21 protein-coding genes are annotated in these 25,138 nt (G+C 57.2%); 16 read left to right on the forward strand and 5 right to left on the reverse strand.

The window, feature by feature from the left end:
• Positions 1–15 precede the first annotated feature (15 nt).
• Positions 16–378 carry an ATP-dependent Clp protease adapter ClpS gene (clpS, locus tag DFS28_RS05840; protein ID WP_027925124.1) on the reverse strand — a complete coding sequence of 121 codons (363 nt, stop codon included), beginning with the start codon at positions 376–378 and terminating at the stop codon, positions 16–18.
• A gap of 225 nt (positions 379–603) precedes the next feature.
• On the opposite strand from clpS, the gene DFS28_RS05845 reads away from it, so the two are divergent.
• Positions 604–885, forward strand: a complete 282-nt coding sequence (locus DFS28_RS05845) for a cold shock domain-containing protein (protein WP_111449128.1) — start codon at positions 604–606, stop codon at positions 883–885.
• Positions 886–948: 63 nt separating this feature from the next.
• Here the strand turns inward: DFS28_RS05845 and icd are convergent, their stop codons facing one another.
• Positions 949–2,205, reverse strand: a complete 1,257-nt coding sequence (gene icd, locus DFS28_RS05850; RefSeq protein ID WP_010458895.1) for an NADP-dependent isocitrate dehydrogenase — start codon at positions 2,203–2,205, stop codon at positions 949–951.
• Positions 2,206–2,702: 497 nt separating this feature from the next.
• Here icd and DFS28_RS05860 point away from each other — a divergent pair, with 497 nt between their 5' ends.
• The 9 genes from DFS28_RS05860 (at position 2,703) to aceA (ending at position 13,428) form a co-directional block, all read left to right on the forward strand.
• Positions 2,703–4,928, forward strand: coding sequence for an NADP-dependent isocitrate dehydrogenase (locus DFS28_RS05860; protein WP_111448959.1), 2,226 nt, complete (start codon positions 2,703–2,705; stop codon positions 4,926–4,928).
• Positions 4,929–5,139: 211 nt separating this feature from the next.
• On the forward strand, positions 5,140–5,586 hold the full coding sequence (locus tag DFS28_RS05865) for an NUDIX hydrolase (RefSeq protein WP_111448960.1): 447 nt from the start codon (positions 5,140–5,142) through the stop codon (positions 5,584–5,586).
• Positions 5,587–5,645: 59 nt separating this feature from the next.
• Positions 5,646–6,791, forward strand: a complete 1,146-nt coding sequence (gene mnmA, locus DFS28_RS05870) for a tRNA 2-thiouridine(34) synthase MnmA (protein WP_111448961.1) — start codon at positions 5,646–5,648, stop codon at positions 6,789–6,791.
• Positions 6,788–7,411, forward strand: a complete 624-nt coding sequence (gene hflD / locus DFS28_RS05875; protein ID WP_033057057.1) for a high frequency lysogenization protein HflD — start codon at positions 6,788–6,790, stop codon at positions 7,409–7,411. Before mnmA ends, hflD begins: the two co-directional genes overlap by 4 nt.
• A 126-nt stretch (positions 7,412–7,537) precedes the next feature.
• Positions 7,538–8,908 (forward strand): adenylosuccinate lyase, encoded by a 1,371-nt coding sequence (gene purB, locus DFS28_RS05880; protein ID WP_074878189.1) that lies wholly within the window; start codon positions 7,538–7,540, stop codon positions 8,906–8,908.
• An 86-nt stretch (positions 8,909–8,994) separates the two neighbouring features.
• A complete protein-coding gene (locus tag DFS28_RS05885) occupies positions 8,995–10,164 on the forward strand; it encodes a cupin domain-containing protein (protein WP_111448962.1) in 1,170 nt (389 codons plus the stop codon).
• On the forward strand, positions 10,157–10,582 hold the full coding sequence (locus DFS28_RS05890) for a GNAT family N-acetyltransferase (RefSeq protein WP_111448963.1): 426 nt from the start codon (positions 10,157–10,159) through the stop codon (positions 10,580–10,582). Before DFS28_RS05885 ends, DFS28_RS05890 begins: the two co-directional genes overlap by 8 nt.
• 261 nt (positions 10,583–10,843) lie before the next feature.
• Positions 10,844–11,605: a secretin N-terminal domain-containing protein gene (locus DFS28_RS05895; RefSeq protein WP_111448964.1), complete on the forward strand. Its 762-nt coding sequence runs from the start codon at positions 10,844–10,846 to the stop codon at positions 11,603–11,605.
• Between the two features lie 497 nt (positions 11,606–12,102).
• Complete coding sequence (gene aceA, locus DFS28_RS05900; RefSeq protein ID WP_053121621.1) at positions 12,103–13,428, forward strand: isocitrate lyase; 1,326 nt, start codon at positions 12,103–12,105, stop codon at positions 13,426–13,428.
• A gap of 237 nt (positions 13,429–13,665) precedes the next feature.
• On the opposite strand, the gene leuS is transcribed toward aceA, so the two are convergent.
• From leuS to DFS28_RS05915, 3 genes are all read right to left on the reverse strand, one after another.
• Complete coding sequence (leuS, locus tag DFS28_RS05905; protein WP_111448965.1) at positions 13,666–16,254, reverse strand: leucine--tRNA ligase; 2,589 nt, start codon at positions 16,252–16,254, stop codon at positions 13,666–13,668.
• 61 nt (positions 16,255–16,315) lie between these two features.
• Positions 16,316–17,524 (reverse strand): MFS transporter, encoded by a 1,209-nt coding sequence (locus tag DFS28_RS05910; protein ID WP_256596794.1) that lies wholly within the window; start codon positions 17,522–17,524, stop codon positions 16,316–16,318.
• Between the two features lie 16 nt (positions 17,525–17,540).
• Complete coding sequence (locus tag DFS28_RS05915; protein WP_256596795.1) at positions 17,541–18,650, reverse strand: aminotransferase class I/II-fold pyridoxal phosphate-dependent enzyme; 1,110 nt, start codon at positions 18,648–18,650, stop codon at positions 17,541–17,543.
• A 287-nt stretch (positions 18,651–18,937) separates the two neighbouring features.
• Between DFS28_RS05915 and DFS28_RS05920 the strand changes: the two genes are divergently transcribed.
• The 6 genes from DFS28_RS05920 to nuoF all read left to right on the forward strand — a co-directional run bounded on the left by DFS28_RS05920 (position 18,938) and on the right by nuoF (position 25,021).
• Complete coding sequence (locus DFS28_RS05920; protein WP_111448966.1) at positions 18,938–19,699, forward strand: SDR family NAD(P)-dependent oxidoreductase; 762 nt, start codon at positions 18,938–18,940, stop codon at positions 19,697–19,699.
• A gap of 514 nt (positions 19,700–20,213) precedes the next feature.
• Positions 20,214–20,627, forward strand: coding sequence for an NADH-quinone oxidoreductase subunit A (locus tag DFS28_RS05925; protein ID WP_008146033.1), 414 nt, complete (start codon positions 20,214–20,216; stop codon positions 20,625–20,627).
• 10 nt (positions 20,628–20,637) lie between these two features.
• Complete coding sequence (locus tag DFS28_RS05930; protein WP_008146035.1) at positions 20,638–21,312, forward strand: NADH-quinone oxidoreductase subunit B family protein; 675 nt, start codon at positions 20,638–20,640, stop codon at positions 21,310–21,312.
• Between the two features lie 72 nt (positions 21,313–21,384).
• Positions 21,385–23,169 (forward strand): NADH-quinone oxidoreductase subunit C/D, encoded by a 1,785-nt coding sequence (gene nuoC / locus DFS28_RS05935; protein WP_074878214.1) that lies wholly within the window; start codon positions 21,385–21,387, stop codon positions 23,167–23,169.
• Between the two features lie 2 nt (positions 23,170–23,171).
• Positions 23,172–23,669, forward strand: coding sequence for an NADH-quinone oxidoreductase subunit NuoE (gene nuoE / locus DFS28_RS05940; protein WP_007970445.1), 498 nt, complete (start codon positions 23,172–23,174; stop codon positions 23,667–23,669).
• On the forward strand, positions 23,666–25,021 hold the full coding sequence (gene nuoF, locus DFS28_RS05945) for an NADH-quinone oxidoreductase subunit NuoF (protein ID WP_008146041.1): 1,356 nt from the start codon (positions 23,666–23,668) through the stop codon (positions 25,019–25,021). The genes nuoE and nuoF overlap by 4 nt, the downstream gene beginning before the upstream one ends.
• Positions 25,022–25,138: the final 117 nt, after the last annotated feature.

The raw sequence follows: 25,138 nt of genomic DNA on the forward strand, positions 1-25,138 counted from the left end.
CCAAGTGGTCGGCGATTAACCGTCCTTCTCGATTTCACAGAGTAGCGGATGCTGGCTTTCCCTGGCGTACTGGTTGACCTGCATGGCCTTAGTCTCGGCGATGTCACGGGTAAACACTCCACATACTGCCCGTCCTTCTGTGTGGACGGCCAGCATGACCTTGGTCGCCAGCTCGCGATTCAGGTTAAAAAACACCTCGAGCACTTCGACGACGAAATCCATCGGTGTGTAGTCATCATTGAACAAAACCACCTTGTACATCGGCGGCGCCTGTAAAGCAGGCTTTGCCTCCTGAACAGCAATGCCTGCGGAATCGTCGTCGTGTGAATCAGGGTGATCCTGATTGAATGTTAGTCGAATCTGGCTGATTGCATGCATGGAAAGAAAGGTTCGTCAGTTGTGCAAATACAGTGGTGGGGGCGGCTATGGACGATTTCAACTCCGACTGCCCGGTCACCTTGACTATCGGGAAAACGGTGTTACAAACAATAGAGCCCACAGTGGGTAAAAAAGGTCCGCGGAGTCAATCTTATTTCCAGGAAATGACTGCGGATGAACTGGATGATACTCCAGTGATGGAGTCTGTTGCAGAGGGATATGGGTATGTCAGTCGGCAAGGTGAAATGGTTCAACAATGCCAAGGGGTTCGGTTTCATTAACACCGATGCCAGAGAAGGTCGTGACGAGGACGGTCATCTTATTGATTTCTTTGCGCACTACTCGGCCATTGAGATGAATGGGTACAAGACTCTCAAGGCTGGGCAAGCTGTAAATTTCGAGATTGTTCAGGGCCCCAAAGGGTTGCATGCCGTGAAGATTATGTCCGTCACGACCGAGAACGAGCAGGCCGCCCCTGCCATCCAGCAAGAAACTGTATCGAGTTAATACAACCCGTCATCCAGTCATAAAAAAAACCGCCAGAAGGCGGTTTTTTTTATACCTATTCGCTTACATATGCGAAATCAGCGCATCACCAAACGCGGACGAAGACAGCAGTTTCGCGCCTTCCATCAAACGGTGGAAGTCATAGGTCACGGTCTTGGCGGAAATCGCGCCGTTGGTGCCCTTGATGATCAGATCAGCCGCTTCGGTCCAGCCCATGTGACGCAGCATCATCTCTGCGGACAGGATCAGGGAACCCGGGTTGACCTGGTCCTTGCCAGCGTACTTCGGCGCAGTACCGTGGGTCGCTTCGAACATCGCAATGGTGTCAGACAGGTTGGCACCCGGTGCGATACCGATACCGCCCACTTCCGCCGCCAGGGCATCGGAGAGGTAGTCGCCGTTCAGGTTCAGGGTCGCGATCACATCGTATTCGGCCGGGCGCAGCAGGATCTGCTGGAGCATGGCGTCGGCGATAGCATCTTTGACGATAACGTTCTTTCCGGTTTTCGGGTTTTTGAACTGCATCCACGGACCGCCGTCGAGCAGGGTCGCGCCGAACTCTTCAGCCGCCACTTCGTAGGCCCATTCCTTGAAGGCACCTTCGGTGAACTTCATGATGTTGCCTTTGTGCACGATGGTCAGCGAGTCGCGGTCGTTATCGACCACATACTGCAGCGCTTTTCGCGCCAGACGCTTGGTGCCTTGCAGCGAAACCGGCTTGATGCCGATACCGCAGTTTTCGTCGAAACGGATCTTGGTGACGCCCATTTCATCTTTAAGGAACTTGATGACTTTGGTCGCTTCCGGCGAACCGGCTTTCCACTCGATACCCGCGTAGATGTCTTCCGAGTTCTCACGGAAGATCGTCATGTCGACGTCGCCTGGCTTCTTGACCGGGCTAGGCACGCCTTCGAACCAGCGCACAGGGCGCAGGCAGACATAAAGGTCGAGTTGCTGACGCAGGGCCACGTTCAGGGAACGGATGCCGCCACCGACCGGGGTGGTCAGAGGGCCCTTGATGGAAACCACGTAATCTTTAACTGCGTCCAGGGTTTCCTGGGGTAGCCAGGTGTCCTGATCGTAAACCTGAGTCGCTTTCTCCCCGGCATAGACTTCCATCCAGGAAATTTTGCGCTCGCCGCCGTAAGCCTTCTTAACAGCAGCATCGACAACCTTGATCATGACCGGGCTGATATCAACGCCAATACCGTCACCTTCGATGAAGGGGATGATCGGGTTGTTAGGAACATTGAGAGAATGGTCCGCGTTGACGGTGATTTTGTCGCCGACTGCTGGAACCTGAATCTTCTTGTATCCCATGCTGAACTCCATTGTTTGGATTGAACATCTGGCTTCGTTCGAGCGTACCCCAGTTAAATCGGCACGCAAACCCTCTGTTCCAACCATCTGCCGCAAAGCTGCACACTTCGCGGCGTACAAGCCTGAAAGCAAAGGGAAAAGCGCCAAACTCAAGCACGGTGCAAGACTCTACGCCCCACTCGCCCCTGCGACCTTTAGACCAATGGACGATAATCGTTACCTATGAACCATCGGCAGATTGCCAGCTACCTATGTATAATGCCGCCCGCTGACCACAGAGTCACGACGGCCGACCGCTCTATGACGAGACCCTCGGCCCGAAAAAAGCCGGACTGTTACCGCAGTCCACCCGCTTGACGCTCGACTGATGCACCCAACATCACCGCGAAGAAATCTCGACATTCGGCTCATGGATGACTTTGAACGAACGCGCTTACCCGGCGCCCCTCGAGTTTTTCTGCGCACGCTTTAGCAAAGAAGAGAGAGTTAATCCGAATATGCCCACCCGCTCGAAGATCATCTATACCTTCACCGACGAAGCTCCCGCCCTCGCCACCTATTCACTGTTGCCTATCGTAGAGGCCTTCACCGCCTCCGCTGATATCGCCGTGGAAACCCGCGATATCTCTCTTGCAGGGCGCATCCTGGCCAGCTTCCCCGAGCAACTGGGTGACAAAGCCGTAGCCGACCACCTCGCCGAACTGGGCGACCTGGCCGTTACGCCTGAAGCCAACATCATCAAGTTGCCGAACATCAGCGCCTCGGTTCCGCAACTGCAAGCCGCGATCAAGGAACTGCAAGCCCAGGGCTTCGCACTGCCTGACTACCCGGAAACCGTGACCAGCGACGCCGACAAGCTCGCCAAGTCGCGTTACGACAAGATCAAGGGCAGCGCCGTAAACCCGGTTCTGCGCGAAGGCAACTCCGATCGTCGTGCACCGCTGTCGGTCAAGAACTACGCTCGCAAGCACCCGCACAAAATGGGCGCCTGGGCTGCGGACTCCAAGTCCCACGTCGCGCACATGAGCACCGGCGATTTCTACGGCAGCGAGAAAGCTGCCCTGATCGACGCCGCTGACGCCGTCAAAATCGAACTGATCGCTCAAGACGGCACCACCACCGTCCTGAAAGAAAAAACCACCGTGCAAGCCGGTGAGATCCTCGATTGCGCGGTACTTAGCAAAAACGCGCTGCGCAGCTTCATCGCCGCCGAGATCGAAGACGCCAAAGCCAAAGGCGTGCTGCTGTCGGTTCACCTCAAAGCCACCATGATGAAGGTCTCCGACCCGATCATGTTTGGCCAGATCGTTGCCGAGTTCTATAAAGACGCACTGGCCAAGCACGCTGACGTGCTGGCGCAGATCGGCTTCAACCTGAACAACGGCATCGGCGACCTGTACGCTCGCATCAAAGCCCTGCCGGCCGAGCAACAAGCGCAGATCGAAGCGGACATTCAGGCGGTCTACGCCGCTCGTCCGTCGTTGGCCATGGTCAACTCCGACAAAGGCATCACCAACCTGCACGTGCCGAGCGACGTGATCGTCGACGCCTCGATGCCGGCGATGATCCGTGACTCCGGCAAAATGTGGGGCACTGACGGTCAACTGCACGACACCAAGGCTGTGATTCCGGATCGCTGCTACGCCACCATCTACCAGGCGGTGATCGAAGACTGCAAGCTGCACGGCGCTTTCGATCCGACCACCATGGGCAGCGTGCCAAACGTTGGCCTGATGGCGAAAAAAGCCGAAGAGTACGGCTCGCACGACAAGACTTTCCAGATCAAGGCCAACGGCGTAGTTCGGGTTTCCGATGGCGCTGGCCGCACCCTGCTGGAGCAGTCGGTTGAAGCCGGCGACATCTTCCGCATGTGCCAGACCAAAGACGCGCCGATCCAGGACTGGGTCAAACTGGCCGTCAACCGTGCTCGCGCAAGCGCCACTCCAGCGATTTTCTGGCTGGACCCAATGCGCGCCCACGACGGCGTAGTGATCGAGAAAGTTCAGGCTTACCTGAAGGATCACGACACTTCCGGCCTGGACATTCGCATCATGTCGCCAGTCGACGCGATGGCCTTCACCCTGGGCCGCACCCGCGAAGGCAAGGACACCATCTCGGTGACCGGCAACGTACTGCGCGACTACCTGACTGACCTGTTCCCGATCATGGAACTGGGCACCAGCGCCAAGATGCTGTCGATCGTTCCGCTGATGAACGGCGGTGGTCTGTTCGAAACCGGCGCCGGCGGTTCGGCACCGAAGCACGTTCAGCAGCTTTTGGAAGAAAACTTCCTGCGCTGGGATTCCCTGGGTGAGTTCCTGGCCCTGGCCGCCTCCCTTGAGCACCTGGGTGTTACCTACAACAACCCTAAAGCGCTGGTGCTGGCCAAGACCCTGGATCAGGCCACCGGCCAGTTCCTGGACAACAACAAGTCGCCATCGCGCAAAGTCGGCAACATCGACAACCGCGGCAGCCACTTCTACCTGGCGCTGTACTGGGCTCAAGCCCTGGCTGCCCAGACCGAAGACACTGCACTGCAAGCGCAGTTCGGCGAACTGGCCAAGACCCTGAGTGGGAACGAAGCAACCATCGTTGCCGAGCTCAACGCCGTTCAGGGCAAGCCAGTGGACATCGGCGGTTACTACCACGCCAATGCCGAGCTGATCAGCAAGGCCATGCGCCCGAGCAACACCTTCAACGCCGCGATCGCTGCGCTGGTTTAAGGTTGTAAGGATGCAAAGAAGCCCCGGCCCTGCGCCGGGGTTTCTGTTTCTGCCCCACATTCCAATGTGAACACCGAACAAATGTGGGAGCGGGCTTGCTCGCGAATGCGGTTTATCATTCAACAATGATGTCGATTGACCCACCGCTTTCGCGAGCAAGCCCGCTCCCACATTTGACCGTATTTCAATATTCAAAATTCGAGGAAGCTTTATGGATTGGCTACCCCACATCACCGTCGCCACCATCGTCGAAGACAACGGCCGTTTCCTGATGGTCGAAGAATCCAAGGGCGGACGAACGGTGCTCAACCAGCCCGCCGGCCATCTGGACCCGGACGAAACCCTGATCGAAGCCGCCGTGCGTGAAACCCTCGAAGAAACCGGCTGGGACGTCGAGCCGACTGGCGTGGTGGGCATTTACCTCTACACCGCTCCGAGCAACGGCGTGACCTATCAGCGGGTCTGCTTCACCGCAAAACCGCTCAAACATCACCCCGACTATCAGCTGGATGACGGCATCGTCGGCGCAATGTGGCTGACGCGTGACGAACTCATGGCACAGCGCGCAAACTGGCGCAGTGAGCTGATCATCCGCTGTATTGATGATTATCTGGACGGCAAACTCTTCGGCCTCGAACTGATCCGCCCTTCTCTTTAGCCTTGCGGGCTTCGGCCTGTTAGAATCGCGTCCTTTTTAAAGACACTCATTGAATCCCTATGCGTGATCCAGCCCCTTCTGACACACAAAAGAAGCGCGTCATTGTCGGCATGTCCGGCGGCGTGGACTCTTCCGTTTCCGCTCTCCTGCTGATCGAGCAGGGTTATGAGGTGGAAGGCCTGTTCATGAAGAACTGGGAAGAAGACGATGGAACGGAATACTGTACCGCCATGGATGACCTGGCGGACGCTCAGGCCGTGTGCGACAAGATTGGCATCAAGCTGCACACCGCCAACTTCGCCGCCGAGTACTGGGACAACGTGTTCGAGCACTTCCTGGCCGAATACAAGGCCGGTCGCACGCCGAACCCGGACATCCTGTGCAACCGCGAGATCAAGTTCAAGGCATTCCTGGACTACGCCATGATGCTCGGTGCCGACCTGATCGCCACCGGTCACTACGTGCGACGCCGCGACATCGATGGCCGTACCGAGCTGCTCAAGGGTCTGGACCCGAACAAGGATCAGAGCTACTTCCTGCACGCCGTCGGCGGTGAACAGATCGCCAAGACCCTGTTCCCGGTCGGCGAGCTGGAAAAACCCGAAGTGCGCGCGATTGCCGAGAAACACGAACTCGCCACCGCGAAGAAAAAGGACTCCACCGGAATCTGCTTTATCGGTGAGCGCCGCTTCAGCGACTTCCTCAAGCAATACCTGCCGGCCCAACCAGGCGAGATCAAGACCACCGAAGGTGAAGTTATCGGCCGTCATCACGGCTTGATGTATCACACCATCGGCCAGCGTCAGGGCCTGGGCATTGGTGGCTTGAAAGACGCCAGTGACGAGCCGTGGTACGTGCTGATCAAGGACCTGGAACACAACGAGCTGATCGTTGGCCAGGGCAATGACCATCCGTATCTGTTCTCCCGCGCCCTGCTCGCTTCAGACATCTATTGGGTCAACCCGATCGACTTGAGCGAACCGCGCCGGCTGACAGCTAAAGTCCGCTATCGCCAAAGCGACCAGCCCTGCACGCTGGAAAAAACCGCCAACGGCTACCGCGCGACCTTCGATGACCCGCAACGCGCGGTCACCCCAGGCCAGTCCGTGGTGTTCTACGACGGTGAAATCTGCCTCGGCGGCGGCGTGATCGAAGTCGCGGAGCCGTGGACCAGCAAAGGCACTCCTCAAGGCGAGCAGCAATGAGCCCGACTCAGGAGCAACTGACGGCACTGGGCGGCGTGTTCCTCGCCGCCGTGCTGGTCGACAAGATCGCCAAGACCGGCCAGACCGCCGAAGCCGGCCTGACGTGCATGCTCGGTAGCCTGCTGATTCGCGACCCCAAGGACACCCTGGAAGTGTACGGCGGCGACGACATCAATCTGCGTGAAGGTTACCGCGCATTGATCGGCGCCCTGGAACGCGACCCAAGCACCCTTCAGCGCGAGCCGCTGCGTTATGCGCTGGCAATGCTCGGCCTGGAGCGTCAACTGGCCAAGCGCAACGACATGCTCGACGTGATCGGCAAGCGTTTGCCGCAGATTCAATCCCAGGTCGAGCACTTCGGCCCGGCGCACGAAAACGTCATTGCAGCGTGCGGCGCCCTGTATCAGGACACCCTGAGCACCTTGCGCCAACGCATTCAGGTCCACGGCGACATGCGCAACCTGCAGCAACCGAGCAACGCTTCGAAAATCCGCGCCCTGTTGCTGGCCGGGATTCGATCGGCGCGCCTGTGGCGGCAGTTGGGCGGTCATCGCTGGCAGCTGGTGATCAGCCGTCGCAAGTTGCTCAAAGAGCTTTACCCGCTGATGCGCAGCAGCTGAACCGCGCCCGCAAGACCCTTGGTAATTTGTAACGCGTAAGACGCTGGTCAGTTGGCAACGGACCGGCGGATTTTTTCATGTATGATACGCGCCCCATTTCGTTGCCCGACTGTCCGAGAACACCCCATGCAGCTTTCTTCGCTCACTGCGGTTTCCCCTGTTGACGGCCGCTACGCCGGCAAAACCCAGGCCCTGCGCCCAATTTTCAGCGAATACGGCCTGATCCGTGCTCGCGTTCTGGTTGAAGTGCGCTGGCTCCAGCGCCTGGCCGCTCACCCGGGCATCAGCGAAGTGCCGGCGTTCTCCGCCGAAGCCAACGCTGTGCTGAACACCCTGGCGGAAAACTTCGCTCTGGAGCACGCCGAGCGTGTCAAAGAGATCGAGCGCACCACCAACCACGACGTAAAAGCCATTGAGTACCTGCTCAAAGAGCAAGCGGCCAAGCTGCCGGAACTGGCCAAGGTCAGCGAATTCATCCACTTTGCCTGCACCAGCGAGGACATCAACAACCTGTCCCACGCCCTGATGCTGCGCGAAGGCCGTGATGACGTGATGCTGCCGCTGATGCGCCAGACCGCCGAAGCCATCCGCGAACTGGCCATCCGTTTCGCCGACGTGCCAATGCTGTCGCGCACCCACGGTCAACCGGCTTCGCCGACCACCCTGGGCAAAGAGCTGGCGAACGTGGTTTACCGTCTGGAGCGTCAAATCGCTCAGGTCGCGGCGGTTCCGCTGCTGGGCAAGATCAACGGCGCTGTCGGCAACTACAACGCTCACCTGTCGGCCTACCCTGAGATCGATTGGGAAGAGAACGCCCGCGCCTTCATCGAAGACGAGCTGGGCCTGGGCTTCAACCCGTACACCACGCAGATCGAACCGCACGACTACATTGCCGAGCTGTTCGACGCAATCGCGCGCTTCAACACCATCCTGATCGACTTCGACCGCGACATCTGGGGCTACATTTCCCTGGGTTACTTCAAACAGCGCACCATCGCTGGCGAAATCGGTTCGTCGACCATGCCGCACAAGGTCAACCCGATCGACTTCGAAAACTCCGAAGGCAACCTGGGCATCGCCAACGCACTGTTCCAGCACCTGGCGAGCAAGCTGCCGATCTCCCGCTGGCAGCGCGACCTGACCGACTCCACCGTATTGCGCAACCTCGGTGTCGGCTTCGCCCACAGCGTGATCGCGTACGAAGCCAGCCTCAAAGGCATCAGCAAACTCGAGCTCAACGCTCAGAAGATTGCTGCCGATCTGGACGCGTGCTGGGAAGTATTGGCCGAGCCAATCCAGACCGTGATGCGTCGCTACAACATCGAAAACCCGTACGAAAAACTGAAAGAGTTGACCCGTGGCAAGGGCATCAGCCCTGAAGCACTGCAAACTTTCATCGACGGTCTGGACATGCCAGCCGCCGCCAAGGCCGAGCTGAAATTGCTCACCCCGGCGAACTACATCGGTAACGCTGTAGAGCAAGCCAAACGCATCTGATCGACCGCTTTACCCTTTTGAGACGCCCGGCAGCGCCGGGCGTTTTTATTCCCGTCTGAAAAGTGCTTTTTTTCAATAGGTTACACATGAATCCTGATATTCCTCTTCAACTTCTGGGTGGCATCACGGCGCGCGAATTCCTGCGTGACTACTGGCAGAAAAAACCGCTGCTGATCCGCCAGGCGATCCCTGATTTCGAAAGCCCGATCGACCCGGACGAACTGGCCGGCCTGGCGCTGGAAGAAGAAGTTGAATCGCGCCTGGTAATCGAACACGGTGAGCGTCCTTGGGAAATGCGTCGCGGCCCGTTCGCCGAAGACGAATTCAGCAAGTTGCCGGAAACCGAGTGGACCCTGCTGGTTCAAGCGGTCGACCAATTCGTGCCAGAAGTCAGCGAGTTGCTGGAAAACTTTCGCTTCCTGCCGAGCTGGCGCGTCGACGACGTGATGATCAGCTTCGCCGCCCCGGGTGGCAGCGTCGGTCCGCATTTCGATAACTACGATGTGTTCCTGCTGCAAGGTCACGGCAAGCGCAACTGGAAGATCGGCCAGATGTGCGACTCCGAGTGCAAGCTGCTGCCACACGCGGACCTGCGCATCCTCGCCGACTTCGAAGCCACCGATGAGTGGGTTCTGGAGCCGGGCGACATGCTCTACCTGCCGCCGCGTCTGGCCCATTGCGGCGTCGCGGTGGATGACTGCATGACCTACTCGGTCGGCTTCCGCGCCCCGAGCGCCTCTGAAGTGCTGACTCACTTCACCGACTTCCTCAGCCAGTTCCTGACCGATGAAGAGCGCTACACCGATGCCGACGCCCTGCCGGCGGTCGATCCACACCAGATTCAGCACGACGCCCTTGATCGCCTGAAAGCTTTGCTGGCCGAGCACATGAGCGACGAGCGCCTGCTGCTGACCTGGTTCGGCCAGTACATGACCGAGCCGCGCTACCCGGAACTGATCGTCGGCCCGGAAGAAGTCGAAGAAGAAGACTTTCTCGCCAGCCTGGAACAAGGCGCTGTGCTGATCCGCAACCCGAGCGCGCGCATGGCCTGGTCCGAAGTCGATGACGACCTGCTGCTGTTCGCCAGCGGTCAGAGCCGTTACCTGCCGGGCAAACTGCGCGAGCTGCTGAAGTTGATCTGCGCTGCCGACGCCCTGCACACCGATAACCTCGGCGACTGGCTTAGCGACGAAGACGGCCGCGGTCTGCTGTGCGAGCTGGTCAAGCAAGGCAGCTTGGGGTTTGCTGATGAATAAAATCCACGTTCGTGTCGCAGACTGGCAGAAGGACATCGCCGAGATCCGGCGCATTCGTGAGACGGTGTTCATCGCCGAGCAATCCGTTCCGCCTGAGCTGGAATGGGACGCTGATGACGCAACGGCGGTGCATTTCCTGGCCTTCGAAGGCGACTTTCCGATTGGCACCGCTCGTTTACTGCCCGACGGCCACGTCGGCCGGGTGTCGGTGCTGAAAGACTGGCGCGGCTTGAAAGTCGGCGATGCGCTGATGCAAGCGGTAATCGGTGAAGCCGAGAAGCGCGGGCTGAAGCAGCAGATGCTGAGCGCGCAGGTACAAGCCACGGCGTTCTATGAGCGCCTGGGCTTCAGCCTGGTCAGTGAGGAATTCCTGGAAGCAGGCATTCCGCATGTGGACATGGTGCGTCACTCCGTTTGAGACCCTGTGGTGAGGGGATTTATCCCCGTTCGGCTGCGAAGCAGCCGTCAAACCATTGCATGCGGAAAACCTGATACACCGTGGTTATTTTGGGGCCGCTTCGCGACCCAACGGGGATAAATCCCCTCGCCACAGAGAACACCACAAAACGCCCCGTCATTCTCGGATGCCGGGGCGTTTTGCTGTCTACGATTCAACTTGCCCCACGCCGGGCCGACAAACTGGCAATATCAACACTTCAAGATGTCGGAGATAACGGATATGTCCCTACGCACCCTGCTCACCACGCTGCTGCTGACCTGCAGTTTTTCGGTCATGGCCGCCACCGAGATCGTGCCTTTGAACTACCACACCAGTGCCGACATGCTGCCGATGGCCCAGGATTTCATCGGCAAGGAAGGCCAAGTCAGCGCCTATGGCAACCAACTGATCGTCAATGCCGATCAACGCAAGATCGACGAACTTAAAGCCCTTATTGCACAACTCGATACCCAACCCAAGCGCCTGCTGATCACTGTCGACACCAACGAAAACAACTTCCAGGGCGATCAGGGTTACTCGGTAAATGGCGCCAAACCGAGCCAGACTCGCATCATCAATCGCAGTACCGACAGCCGTGACGGCGGGATTCAGCAGATCCAGGCCAGCGAAGGGGCGCCGGCACTGATCCAGGTCGGCCAGAGCGTTCCGCTCACCAGCACACAGACCGATTCCTACGGCGATCTGCGAAGCCAGACCGAATACCGCAACGTCACCCAGGGTTTCTACGTCACCGCCAGCGTTACCGGCGACATCGTTCACCTCGCAATCAGCACCAATCGTGACCGGATGAGCCAGGAACGTCCCGATGTAGTGAATGTGCAAAGTACCGACACAACTGTCACGGGACGACTGGGTGAATGGATCACCCTGGCCGGCGTGAACCGCCAGACTCAGGCCGACAAACAGGGCCAGACCCGCAGCTACTCGACTCAGGGCCGAGATGACATGACCCTGCGGGTGAAAGTCGATACTTTGGACTAAACCACCGAAAACTGACTGATTAGTCGTATTAGACCAAAGATGTAGTGCCATAAAAAAAGCACTACAAAACGTTTGACGATACAAAAAAGCAAAGGCATGATGGCCTCGCTCCCGCTAATCAGGGGCCCTGGCAAGGGCCTTCGAAGCGCCGTTCGCACCTATCCCGCGAGCCGCTTCGTGTCTGTACCGCCCACAAGGTGTGTTTGACGAGGTTGCCGACTGGAACGAAGTTGTCCCGAGGGACGGAAGCGTAATTAGGTAACCCGGCTCCACACTGAAGTTCGTACCAAGGCCCACGACGCCCGAATGCGCTCGACAGTTCGCCCTTACCTGCTCACTTCCCCTCGAGCCCATCGTTCATCCCGTCGCCACCCCCGCCGAATCCGACTTGACCACCTAAGCTTCTGGTCAGCGAGCAGCCTTTTACGCCCCTCTAATTGCGTACTTGGCAGGAGCAGGAATTTTCCACCCAGACCTATGCGACGAGGTTTATCTCCATGGCACTGACACGCGAACAGCAAATTGCAGCCCTCGAAAAAGATTGGGCTGAAAACCCACGCTGGAAAGGCGTGACACGCGCTTACTCCGCTGCTGACGTCGTCCGCCTGCGTGGCTCGGTTCAACCTGAGCACACCTTTGCAAAATTGGGCGCCGAGAAGCTTTGGAACCTGGTAACCCAGGGCGCCAAACCGTCCTTCCGTCCTGAGAAAGATTTCGTCAACTGCATGGGCGCCCTGACCGGCGGCCAGGCTGTACAACAAGTTAAAGCCGGTATCCAGGCGATCTACCTGTCGGGCTGGCAAGTCGCTGCGGACAACAACTCCGCCGAATCGATGTACCCGGATCAGTCGCTGTACCCGGTGGATTCGGTTCCAACCGTGGTCAAGCGCATCAACAACTCGTTCCGTCGTGCTGACCAGATCCAGTGGAAAGCCGGTAAAGGCCCGGGCGACGAAGGCTACATCGACTACTTCGCTCCAATCGTGGCGGACGCTGAAGCCGGTTTCGGCGGCGTACTGAACGCTTACGAGCTGATGAAAAGCATGATCGAAGCAGGCGCTGCCGGCGTTCACTTCGAAGACCAACTGGCTTCCGTGAAAAAATGCGGCCACATGGGCGGCAAGGTACTGGTTCCTACCCAGGAAGCTGTACAGAAGCTGACCGCTGCCCGTCTGGCGGCTGACGTTGCCGGTACTCCGACCATCATTCTGGCCCGTACCGACGCTAACGCGGCTGACCTGCTGACTTCCGATTGCGACCCGTACGACCAGCCGTTCGTGACTGGCGAACGTACTCAGGAAGGCTTCTACAAAGTGCGCGCCGGTCTCGACCAGGCCATCGCTCGCGGCCTGGCTTACGCTCCGTACGCCGACCTGATCTGGTGCGAAACCGCCAAGCCGGATCTGGACGAGGCTCGTCGCTTCGCTGAAGCGATCAAAAAGGAATACCCGGACCAACTGCTGTCGTACAACTGCTCGCCTTCCTTCAACTGGAAGAAAAACCTGGACGACGCGACCATCGCCAAGTTCCAGCGCGAATTGTCTGCCATGGGTTACAAGCACCAGTTCATCACCCTGGCCGGCATTCACAACATGTGGCACAGCATGTTCAACCTGGCGCACGACTACGCCCGTAACGACATGACTGCCTACGTGAAGCTGCAAGAGCAAGAGTTCGCTGACGCTGCCAAGGGTTACACCTTCGTGGCTCACCAGCAGGAAGTGGGCACCGGCTACTTCGACGACATGACCACTGTGATTCAAGGTGGCACGTCTTCGGTAACCGCGCTGACCGGTTCGACTGAAGAAGAACAGTTCCACTGATCCGATTCGCCTGAGCAAACGGCCGTTGCGGACCGAATAGAAAGCTAACTGCAACGCCGCACATCTGACGCCCCGACTGGTTCGGGGCGTTTTTTTGCGCGTGATTTAACCAACAACGCAAAACCTTGTGGGAGCGGGCTTGCTCGCGAAAGCGGTCCAACATTCAGCATCTACGGTGACCCAGGGTGGTACCTCCTCGGTAACCGCGCTTTGTTTCCGGTGCGCCAGCTCGAAAGTTCAGACGATGAAGTTCACCAGGCGGTTGGGCACCACAATCATCCTGCCCGCCCCTTTCAAGTGGTTGCGCAGCCCTGCGTCGGATGACGCCCTGCACCGAATGGCGTCATGCTCGGCATCAGCCTCGATCATAATGTGCCCGCGCAATTTGCCATTTATCTGCACCATCATTTTTACTTCGTCCTGTTTCAAGGCTTCGCTGTCCGGCATGGGCCACGAACTGTCGTAAATATCGCCTTCGAACCCACCCCCCGTCCAAAGGACCTGAGTGATGTGCGGCGTCACAGGGTGCAGAACCTGCAACAGGATCGCCATGCCTTCGCGGGCCACTTGTGGGCCGGCAGCCCTGCCACCCTCAAGCACCTTGAGCATCTTCATCGCACCCGAAACGACAGTGTTGTATTGCAGTCGTTCGTAATCGTTGTTGATCTGCTGCAGCAAACGATGCATCTCAAAGCGCACGCGTTTCGATTCAGCAATGTCTCCAACCCGATCATCTGCACAGCGCCGAGCCTGATCGTCGTGGAAGAAGCTCCAGAGCCGGCGCAGAAAGCGATAGGTACCTTCAACGCCGCTATCGCTCCAGATCGTGCTCTGATCAGGAGGACCTGCAAAGATTGTGAAAAGTCGGGCGGTGTCAGCGCCGAACTTGTTAATGATGTCTTTCGGCTCGACGACGTTATTCTTCGACTTGGACATTTTTTCCACGCCACCGATGATGACGGGTAAACCGTCCTCAAGCGCCGTAGCCCTCAGAGGACGGCTTTTTTCGTCATACTCGACCACCACCTGCGCGGGGTAAAACCACTGCAGGCTACCGTCATCGGCTTTTCGGTAATAGCTTTCACGCAATAGCATGCCTTGGGTAAACAGGTTCTTGAACGGCTCGCTGAAATCCACCAGCCCTTCGTCACGCATTGCTCGTGTCCAGAACCTCGCATAGAGCAAATGCAACACCGCATGCTCGATACCACCGATGTATTGATCGATTGGCAACCAGTAACGACTGCCGGGCCCCACCATCGAGGTATCGCTATCAGGATCGCAATAACGCATGAAATACCAGCTCGAATCGACGAAGGTATCCATGGTGTCTGTTTCCCTCTGCGCTGCCGCTCCGCAGCGTGGGCAATCCACATCGCGAAACGACTTATGCGCCAGCAACGGGTTGCCGCTGCCATCCGGCACGCAATCAGTAGGCAATACGACCGGCAAGTCCGAATAAGGCACCGGCACGTCACCACATTGCTCACACTGGATGACAGGAATCGGCGTCCCCCAGTAACGCTGCCGTGAGATCCCCCAGTCGCGCAGGCGCCAAGTCGTAGTCTTCTCACCCATTCGGCGATCAATCAGCGCAGCGGTTATCGCCTGGGCCGCCTCTGTAACAGTGAGGCCATCGTAGACACCAGAGTTGATGAGATGCCCCTCTCGACAAGTGTAATTGTCGGACCAGAACGTCGGGTCGAATACGTGATCGCTCCGGGCAATGACTTGGCGGACGGCCAAGCCATATTGATTGGCAAATTCGAAGTCGCGCTCATCGTGCGCAGGCACCCCCATCAGGGCTCCGTCACCATACTCGCCAAGCACATAATTGGTTATCCACAGCTCAACAGGCTCACCGGTTAACGGATGCTCCACATGCAAGCCACAGGGGACGCCAAACTTGCTCTGGCTGCTGGATGGGCCGGAATTCGCCGTTTGTCGACAGGTGTGCACCTGCGGCTCCAGCCCAGGGTTGAGCTCCAGGGCATGTTTGGCCAGTGCATGTTCAGGGGATACGGCACAGAAGGTTACCCCCATGAGCGTATCGATACGGGTGGTAAATACCCAGAGCTTGCCTTCGTCGATCACTTGTCCGGCAGCGTCCTGGATTCGGTGGGCAAAAGCCAAACGTACCCCTGCGACCTTCCCTATCCAGTTACGCTGCATGGTGCGGACCCTGTCCGGCCAACCATCCAGAGCGTCGATTGCCGAGAGCAATTCCTCGGCATACTGGGTTATACGCAGGTAGTAACCTGGAATCTGCCGCCTCTCGACGAGAGCCCCCGAACGCCAACCTCGACCGTCGATTACCTGTTCATTGGCCAGCACCGTTTGATCGACAGGGTCCCAATTGACTATCTGGGTCTTCTTGTAGGCCACACCCTTTTCCAGCAATTTGAGGAAAAACCACTGACTCCACTTGTAGTATTCAGGGTCGCAAGTGGCAATCTCCCGGGACCAGTCGAAGGCAAACCCCAAAGGCAGCATTTGCGACTTCATGTCCGCGATATTCAATAGTGTCCACTGCGCTGGCGAAACACCCGACTTCATAGCTGCGTTCTCCGCGGGCAAGCCAAAGGCATCCCACCCCATAGGCATCAGGACATTGAATCCTTTCATGCGCATATGGCGAGCCAGCATGTCGTTGATCGTATAGTTGCGTACATGCCCCATGTGCAACTTTCCCGATGGATAGGGAAGCATCGAGCAGGCATAGAATTTAGGCCGGCAAGCATCTTCAACCGCCCTGAATACATCATTTTCAAGCCATTGGGCCTGAACCGTACTTTCAACAGAGGCCGCGTCATACTGTGCTCGCATAGAAGCTCCTTAACTGTGCTGGAGCTGAGCGACAAGACTCGATCAACCCACAATTCCTTTGTTAGTTCCTGTCCCGCGATGTGACGCGGGGCAATGCAATTGTCCTGTGGCCGACCCAAAAACAGATGCCTCCAAATACGATGCCCAGCCCCCCATAGAGGCTCCAGCTCAACTGGAAACCAACACCAGCGATCAGCAAGGCTCCCAGCCCCACGGACACCATCCTCGCCCCCGCCAGCACGACCGGAACAAGAGAAAAGAGCGTAGGTTGCGTTTGCAATGGCGTTTTTTGCGAGATAAGCGCGGTGACGTAGGTAACGCTGAGAATCTCACCCAGCGTCCAGAAGAAAACAAACAACAGAATCAGTACCGTATGTTCGAATAAGGCATAGGCGCCAAAACCGACACTGTAGAAAATAGCGGCAAAAGCCAAATTGGTGAGCGGCTCGAAACGCGACGTCAACGCAATCAGTGACTGCGTCAACAGGATCACCAGCAGCGCATTGACGATTCCTACCGCACCGAACAGGCTGGCAGCCTTCCCCGCCGTTACCACATCAAGCCACAAAGGCAGATGGTACTCACGCTGCGCATCCAGCACCGCCAACGCAAAGAACATGACACCCGCGACAATTACGATATGCGGTATACCAGCCATTATGCCAATTGAAGTTTCCCTTGTTGCAGGCGTGCTGCCGTGGCTTTCCGGCAGTGACAGACAGGCACTTGAAAACAGGCACAACACACTGGTGACCAGCGCAAAAAGCATTAGATAGACGCTATCGAGAGCCAGTAAATATCCGCCAATGACAAACAACAGAGCCCCTCCCAGATTGCTGGCCAGATGCAAATAGCCAAAAGAGGCGACGCGGTTACTATCGTTAGCCGTCAAGGACGTCAAGATACTGAACACAGGTGTGACCAGCCCCGCGCAGAACATGAACAGCAAAACCATGGCAATGGATGCGACCGGCGCGCTGAACAAAATCCCGCACAGCAAGCATACAAATGAACAAAAAGAAGAGCAGACCAGCAGAGTCCTGAACGTATAGCGTCCGACCAACACTCCTCCCAACAAGTTACCCACCAGGAAAAACGCCGACATCAGTGTAATCACCAACGCCACCCCGGAACTATCGAGCCGGTAATGACGCTGGAAAAACAAAGCGGCAAAGGGACCCAAGGCATTCGCCATGACGAACAGCAATCGGAGCAGCACGATATTGCGCATCCCGGTGCCCAAGCCGGTCATTATCAGCAATGGCTTCACTACTGAACTGCTTCCGTCACATCACTCCTGCTGCCCTCATTGAGGTGTAATACCCACGCTTGAATACCCCCTCGGAAACGCCGATCGCCATATCCGGACTGTCCAATGGAATAACCCGAATCGGCAAACCCGATCCCGCGTGTTCCGTCACAAACATGCTGTCGAACAGACGAATATTGGAACTGAGCTTTTCCTGCAAAACGGCCAGTTCACTGGTCTTGTGAATATCCAGGGAAGCCATGGCCGCGCCTACAGTGGCGGGGTTTACATATTGCGAGTAGGACATCGGTCCGCCAAAACGGCGAAAAACCTCCTGATAATTGGCCTTTTCCGACATAAATATACCGCCACCATTGGCGCCAAAAGCCTTGGCCAATAAATAAACCAACAGGGTTCGTGGATTAAGCTCAGGCATGAAAGTACGAATATAGCCCTCACCCCGCTCGCCATAGGCACTTAATGAATGAGAGTCATCAAAGTAGAGAAACATCCCATACTTATCCTGCAACGCCAACAACCGCTCAATAGGCGCACTCCCTCCCATGCTGTAAGCACCGTCAGCAACATACGCGACCAAAGGATGGCGCTTGCACATATCTTCAATAAAGTCGACATCATTATGATTGCAAGTGACAACCTGCGTTTCATCACCACAGATGGCCTTGACCTGATTCAGTGCAAAGTGCGCATGCTTATCAAAAATCAAAACGGGACGTTGGCCATCTGTAAACATACCGGCCGCCAGTAGGGGCAGAGACGCGACGATGCCCGCACTGCAGGAAGTCGCTGTGAATGCTAGACACTTAAAATGTGCCGATAAGGCGTCTTCAAGTTCATCGAGTTCTTTCAACCTTATTCTGATACGTGAGGTAGGCAAATTCACGGTACCGCAACTCAACACATAATCTGCGGCACGTCGCGCCAGACGTTGATCGACCTCGAGACCCAAATATGAACAAGAGCACATATTCATGAACAAATGACCATTCTGGTCCTGCATACGCCCCTGCGGAGCGTGCTTGATACTCAAATCGGTCAGCCCCGAATTTTGCGCAAGCGCCCAGGATGGATTACCAATCTCTACGGACCTGGCCGTATTTATATACTTGTTTTTTTGCTCAGTCATACACGACCTCTCTCTATAGACATAAGAGTTAGACCCATACTGATTTCAATGCCACCTATCCAGCCACCGAATTTACCTAACGGCAGCCTACTATCAATCTCATAAAATCAATGTTCACCAACGCTTAGGAAAGTTCGCACATTGGTAGATGAATGATCCGTAGGAACTTTCTGAAAAATTACTTCACGCCAGCAAAAAGTGACGCACCTTCTATATTCAAGTATTACGTCACATTCATACTTTGCGCACGCGACCAGCAAACTCTCGCCACGGAGTATTAACTCATCATGAATGGAAGACTCAAAGGAAAACGAGCGCTTATAACAGGCGCATCGGCAGGTATTGGAAGAGCTATAGCCGAAACTTTCATTGTCCAGGGCGCCGATGTTTTCATTACCGCCCGCACTGATGTAGCTGGGGCTCGTGCAGTCATTGCATTAGCTGAACACTTTGGCCAGCGGGCCGGTTTCACCCTTATGGATGCTGCAAGCACTAGCACTGATGCACTTTTCGAAGAAGCGCAAGCAGCCATTGGCCCCGTGGATATACTCGTCAATAACCCGGCACTCATAACCCGTACTCCATTTCTGGAGCTGAGCGAAGACGAATACGAACAAACCCTTGCGGTCAACCTCCGCTTTCCATTCTTCATGACTCAACGCTTTGCAAGAGACTGCATCGCTCGCAAACAGGGCGGCAGCATCATTAACATCTCATCGGTCAGTGCCTTCAAGGCGGTCAGCCGAATGTCAGCTTATCAGGCGAGCAAAGCGGCGCTGTCCATGCTTACACGAAGCTGCGCGGTAGAACTGGCACCCTATGGCATCAGAGTCAACACGATTTCACCTGGGCTGACCGCGACCAGTGGTAACGCCAATCAGTGGCGGGATTCCCCAGAGGTATGGCAGAACAGAAAAAAGGAGATTCCCATGCAGCGCGCTGGCATGCCTGCAGATATGGCAGGCGCTGCCATCCTGCTCGCATCTGATGAGTCATCCTGGATGACCGGTGCCGATCTGGTAATCGACGGGGGTCACAGCTGCATTTAGAGAACCCGGAAAGTCGCGGCAGTCTTACGCATTGCGTGCCTATTGGCGTTTTCCATGAACGCTACCTACCCCGACTCCCACAGGGAATGCGACAAGCCGCAAAACTGGGCGAAAAACCTTGATCCAGAGCATTTTCTCGACCAGGAAAAGAAGGTAAAACGACCCCGCCCACTACTTGCAGTAACGTGCATATAAGGCAACTTTCCGACGCTCACCGGGTTAAACAGTTTAAAAACCGCCACAAACAACATTGATTATCATTTAGCGAGCGCTATGTTCGTTACATTTCCTACAAAACAATATTGATGAAATGCCGGCTAATGCCCGAACGGCATGGGCTACAGGGCTTTGGAGGTGCGCTATGTCCTTATTCCTGTAAATAATTTCGCTATAGGAATTTTACTTGCACGGTGTTGTGCCATAAAATCAGCGGGATTGATTGCTGCGACATATCGTCACTGCTTTGTTTCTTTTCAAGCTCAGAGACCTTTGCTCTCTGTTAAGGATTACCAGCATGCCCGAAGCGACAGGACTCATGGCCCACAACTGGGGCTTTGCCATTTTCCTTCTGGGCGTCGTCGGCCTTTGTGCCTTCATGCTCGGCGTCTCCAGCCTCCTCGGGTCAAAAGCCTGGGGCCGCAGCAAAAACGAACCGTTCGAATCCGGCATGCTGCCTACAGGTGGCGCCCGTTTGCGGCTCTCAGCAAAATTCTATCTGGTTGCGATGCTCTTCGTGATCTTCGATATCGAAGCCCTTTTTCTCTTTGCCTGGTCTGTGTCCGTCCGCGAAAGCGGCTGGACCGGATTCGTCGAAGCTCTCGTTTTCATAGCAATTCTGTTGGCAGGTCTTGTCTACCTATTTCGAGTGGGCGCCCTTGACTGGGCTCCGGCAGCTCGTCTTAAGCGGCAAGCGAAGCTGAAACAATGAGGCTTTGGCAATGCAATACAATCTCACCAGGATCGACCCCGATGCTCCTAACGAGCAGTATCCGATTGGCGAACGGGAAACCGTTTCCGATCCGTTAGAAGATCAAGTCCACAAAAACATCTTCATGGGCAAGCTCGAAGACGTGCTTAACGGCACGATCAACTGGGGGCGCAAGAACTCCCTGTGGCCGTACAACTTCGGTCTTTCGTGCTGCTACGTGGAAATGACCACCGCCTTCACGGCGCCCCACGACATCGCGCGCTTTGGCGCCGAGGTTATCCGGGCATCGCCGCGTCAGGCGGATTTCATGGTTATCGCCGGTACCTGCTTCATCAAGATGGCGCCGATCATTCAGCGTCTCTACGAGCAAATGCTCGAGCCTAAATGGGTTATCTCCATGGGTTCGTGCGCCAACTCCGGTGGCATGTACGACATCTACTCCGTCGTTCAAGGGGTGGACAAGTTCCTACCCGTGGACGTCTACGTGCCTGGCTGCCCGCCCCGCCCTGAAGCTTTTCTGCAAGGCTTGATGCTGTTGCAGGAGTCGATTGGACAGGAGCGTCGTCCGCTTTCCTGGGTCGTCGGCGATCAAGGCGTGTACCGCGCCGAGATGCCTTCGCAAAAGGAACAGCGCCGCGAACAGCGAATCGCAGTCACCAACCTGCGCAGCCCCGACGAAGTCTGATCCAGACCTGCTTCTTTTATAGAACGAGAACCTGGCTTCATTCTTTACGTTGACCGAAAGCGATAAATAACCATGACTACAGGCAGTGCTCTGTACATCCCGCCTTATAAGGCAGACGACCAGGATGTGGTCGTCGAACTGAACAACCGTTTTGGCCCTGAGGCGTTCACCGCCCAGCCTACCCGCACCGGCATGCCGGTGCTTTGGGTTGCCCGTGCCAAACTCGTCGAAGTCCTGACCTTCCTGCGCAACCTGCCCAAGCCGTACGTCATGCTCTATGACCTGCACGGCGTGGACGAGCGTCTGCGCACCAAGCGTCAAGGGCTGCCAAGCGGCGCCGACTTCACAGTGTTCTATCACTTGATGTCGATCGAACGTAATAGTGACGTAATGATCAAGGTCGCCTTGTCCGAGAGCGACCTCAGCGTGCCGACCGTGACCGGCATCTGGCCGAACGCCAACTGGTACGAGCGTGAAGTGTGGGACATGTACGGCATCAACTTTGCCGGTCACCCGCACCTGACCCGCATCATGATGCCGCCGACCTGGGAAGGTCACCCGCTGCGCAAGGACTTTCCGGCCCGTGCCACCGAGTTCGACCCGTTCAGCCTGACCCTGGCCAAGCAACAGCTTGAGGAAGAAGCCGCGCGCTTCAAGCCTGAAGACTGGGGCATGAAGCGTTCCGGTGCGAACGAGGACTACATGTTCCTCAACCTCGGTCCTAACCACCCTTCCGCGCACGGTGCGTTCCGCATCATTCTGCAGCTGGACGGTGAAGAGATCGTCGACTGCGTTCCGGACGTCGGTTACCACCACCGTGGTGCCGAGAAGATGGCCGAGCGTCAGTCCTGGCACAGTTTCATTCCGTACACCGACCGTATCGACTACCTCGGCGGCGTGATGAACAACCTGCCGTACGTGCTCTCGGTCGAGAAGCTGGCCGGCATCAAGGTGCCCGAGAAGGTCGACGTCATCCGCATCATGATGGCCGAGTTCTTCCGGATCACCAGCCACCTGCTGTTCCTGGGGACTTACATCCAGGACGTCGGCGCCATGACCCCGGTGTTCTTCACGTTCACCGACCGTCAGAAGGCGTACACGGTGATCGAAGCCATTACCGGCTTCCGTCTGCACCCGGCCTGGTACCGCATCGGTGGCGTCGCTCACGACCTGCCGCGCGGCTGGGAAAAACTGGTGAAAGACTTCATCGACTGGATGCCAAAGCGTCTGGACGAGTACCAGAAAGCCGCACTGGACAACAGCATCCTGCGTGGCCGGACCATCGGCGTCGCCGCCTACAACACCAAAGAAGCCCTGGAATGGGGCGTCACCGGTTCCGGCCTGCGTTCGACCGGTTGCGATTTCGACCTGCGTAAAGCGCGTCCGTACTCCGGTTACGAGAACTTCGAATTCGAAGTGCCGCTGGCGGCCAATGGCGATGCCTACGACCGTTGCATCGTGCGTGTCGAAGAAATGCGCCAGAGCCTGAAGATCATCGAGCAGTGCATGCGCAACATGCCGGAAGGCCCGTACAAGGCGGATCACCCGCTGACCACGCCGCCACCGAAAGAGCGCACCCTGCAGCACATCGAGACCCTGATCACGCACTTCCTGCAAGTTTCGTGGGGCCCGGTCATGCCGGCCAACGAATCCTTCCAGATGATCGAAGCGACCAAGGGCATCAACAGTTATTACCTGACGAGCGATGGCGGCACCATGAGCTACCGCACCCGGATTCGCACCCCAAGCTTCCCGCACCTGCAGCAGATCCCTTCGGTGATCAAAGGCAGCATGGTCGCGGACTTGATTGCGTACCTGGGTAGTATCGATTTCGTTATGGCCGACGTGGACCGCTAAGCATGAACAGCACGCTTATCCAGACTGACCGTTTCGCCTTGAGCGAAACCGAGCGCTCGGCCATCGAGCACGAGCTGCATCACTACGAAGACCCGCGCGCGGCGTCGATCGAAGCCCTGAAGATCGTCCAGAAGGAACGTGGCTGGGTGCCTGACGGCGCGCTTTACGCCATCGGCGAGATCCTCGGCATCCCGGCCAGCGACGTTGAAGGGGTGGCGACGTTCTATAGCCAGATCTTCCGTCAGCCGGTCGGCCGTCACATCATTCGCGTTTGCGACAGCATGGTCTGCTACATCGGTGGTCACGAATCCGTGGTCAGCGAAATCCAGAGCAAGCTGGGCATCGGCCTGGGTCAGACCACCGCCGACGGTCGTTTCACCCTGCTGCCGGTCTGCTGCCTCGGCAACTGCGACAAGGCGCCGGCGTTGATGATCGACGACGACACTTTCGGTGATGTGCAGCCTGCCGGCGTTGCCAAATTGCTCGAGGGCTACGTATGACCCTGACTTCCTTCGGTCCTGCCAACCGCATCAAGCGGTCGGCCGAGACTCACCCGCTCACCTGGCGTCTGCGTGACGACGGTGAAGCTGTCTGGCTCGACGAGTACCAGGCCAAGAACGGTTACGCGGCTGCGCGCAAAGCCTTCGCCGACATGGCTCAGGACGACATCGTCCAGACCGTGAAGGACTCCGGCCTTAAAGGTCGCGGCGGTGCAGGCTTCCCCACTGGCGTTAAGTGGGGCCTGATGCCCAAAGACGAATCCATCAACATCCGCTACCTGCTGTGCAACGCGGACGAGATGGAACCGAACACCTGGAAAGACCGCATGCTGATGGAGCAACTGCCCCATCTGCTGATCGAAGGCATGCTGATCAGTGCTCGCGCGCTGAAAACCTACCGTGGCTACATCTTCCTGCGTGGCGAATACACCACCGCCGCCAAGCACCTGAACCGTGCCGTGGAAGAAGCCAAGGCAGCGGGCCTGCTGGGTAAAAACATTCTGGGCAGCGGCTTCGATTTCGAGCTGTTCGTCCACACCGGCGCCGGGCGTTACATCTGCGGTGAAGAAACCGCACTGATCAACTCCCTCGAAGGCCGCCGCGCCAACCCGCGCTCCAAGCCGCCCTTCCCTGCCGCCGTTGGCGTGTGGGGCAAGCCGACTTGCGTGAACAACGTTGAAACCCTGTGCAACGTGCCGGCGATCATTGCCGACGGCGTGGACTGGTACAAATCGTTGGCGCGCGAAGGCAGTGAAGACATGGGCACCAAGCTCATGGGCTTCTCCGGCAAGGTCAAGAACCCGGGCCTGTGGGAACTGCCATTCGGCGTTACCGGTCGCGAGTTGTTCGAAGACTACGCCGGCGGCATGCGCGACGGTTACAAGCTCAAGTGCTGGCAGCCTGGCGGCGCCGGTACCGGTTTCCTGTTGCCGGAACACCTGGACGCACAAATGTACGCCGGCGGCATCGCCAAAGTGGGCACCCGTATGGGTACCGGCCTGGCCATGGCGGTGGACGACAGCGTCAACATGGTTTCTCTGCTGCGCAACATGGAAGAGTTCTTCTCCCGCGAATCCTGCGGCTTCTGCACCCCGTGCCGTGACGGTTTGCCGTGGAGCGTCAAGCTTCTGCGCGCGATCGAGAACGGTGAAGGGCAAGCCGGCGATATCGAGACCCTGCTGGGTCTGGTCGGTTTCCTCGGCCCAGGCAAGACCTTCTGTGCTCACGCACCGGGCGCCGTGGAGCCATTGGGCAGCGCAATCAAATACTTCCGCCATGAGTTCGAAGCCGGCATCGCGCCTACCAGCGCCGTCGTCCCGCCTCTGGCAAGGCCGATCGTAGTCGGCGCGTAAACGCTTAAAGAAGCGAAGGGTCCGTGCCCTTCGCTTTGTCGTGTGATGACGCCTTGAACGGCTGTGTTGATTCACGCGAATAACAAGATTCCATTAGCCACGCCCGCTGACACCGGG

Origin of the sequence: Pseudomonas sp. 478, from assembly GCF_003254125.1 — a bacterium.
Taxonomy (GTDB): Bacteria; Pseudomonadota; Gammaproteobacteria; order Pseudomonadales; family Pseudomonadaceae; genus Aquipseudomonas.

Excerpts from the sequence above, each read along its gene's own strand:
- DFS28_RS05895 (WP_111448964.1), top strand. The coding sequence starts at position 10,844 with ATGTCCCTACGCACCCTGCTCACCACGCTGCTGCTGACCTGCAGTTTT.
- nuoE (WP_007970445.1), top strand. The coding sequence starts at position 23,172 with ATGAACAGCACGCTTATCCAGACTGACCGTTTCGCCTTGAGCGAAACC.
- clpS (WP_027925124.1), bottom strand. The coding sequence starts at position 378 with ATGCATGCAATCAGCCAGATTCGACTAACATTCAATCAGGATCACCCT.
- aceA (WP_053121621.1), top strand. The coding sequence starts at position 12,103 with ATGGCACTGACACGCGAACAGCAAATTGCAGCCCTCGAAAAAGATTGG.
- DFS28_RS05925 (WP_008146033.1), top strand. The coding sequence starts at position 20,214 with ATGCCCGAAGCGACAGGACTCATGGCCCACAACTGGGGCTTTGCCATT.
- mnmA (WP_111448961.1), top strand. The coding sequence starts at position 5,646 with ATGCGTGATCCAGCCCCTTCTGACACACAAAAGAAGCGCGTCATTGTC.
- DFS28_RS05885 (WP_111448962.1), top strand. The coding sequence starts at position 8,995 with ATGAATCCTGATATTCCTCTTCAACTTCTGGGTGGCATCACGGCGCGC.
- leuS (WP_111448965.1), bottom strand. The coding sequence starts at position 16,254 with ATGCGAGCACAGTATGACGCGGCCTCTGTTGAAAGTACGGTTCAGGCC.
- DFS28_RS05865 (WP_111448960.1), top strand. The coding sequence starts at position 5,140 with ATGGATTGGCTACCCCACATCACCGTCGCCACCATCGTCGAAGACAAC.
- DFS28_RS05920 (WP_111448966.1), top strand. The coding sequence starts at position 18,938 with ATGAATGGAAGACTCAAAGGAAAACGAGCGCTTATAACAGGCGCATCG.
- icd (WP_010458895.1), bottom strand. The coding sequence starts at position 2,205 with ATGGGATACAAGAAGATTCAGGTTCCAGCAGTCGGCGACAAAATCACC.
- nuoF (WP_008146041.1), top strand. The coding sequence starts at position 23,666 with ATGACCCTGACTTCCTTCGGTCCTGCCAACCGCATCAAGCGGTCGGCC.
- DFS28_RS05845 (WP_111449128.1), top strand. The coding sequence starts at position 604 with ATGTCAGTCGGCAAGGTGAAATGGTTCAACAATGCCAAGGGGTTCGGT.
- DFS28_RS05860 (WP_111448959.1), top strand. The coding sequence starts at position 2,703 with ATGCCCACCCGCTCGAAGATCATCTATACCTTCACCGACGAAGCTCCC.
- hflD (WP_033057057.1), top strand. The coding sequence starts at position 6,788 with ATGAGCCCGACTCAGGAGCAACTGACGGCACTGGGCGGCGTGTTCCTC.
- DFS28_RS05915 (WP_256596795.1), bottom strand. The coding sequence starts at position 18,650 with ATGACTGAGCAAAAAAACAAGTATATAAATACGGCCAGGTCCGTAGAG.
- purB (WP_074878189.1), top strand. The coding sequence starts at position 7,538 with ATGCAGCTTTCTTCGCTCACTGCGGTTTCCCCTGTTGACGGCCGCTAC.
- DFS28_RS05890 (WP_111448963.1), top strand. The coding sequence starts at position 10,157 with ATGAATAAAATCCACGTTCGTGTCGCAGACTGGCAGAAGGACATCGCC.
- DFS28_RS05930 (WP_008146035.1), top strand. The coding sequence starts at position 20,638 with ATGCAATACAATCTCACCAGGATCGACCCCGATGCTCCTAACGAGCAG.
- nuoC (WP_074878214.1), top strand. The coding sequence starts at position 21,385 with ATGACTACAGGCAGTGCTCTGTACATCCCGCCTTATAAGGCAGACGAC.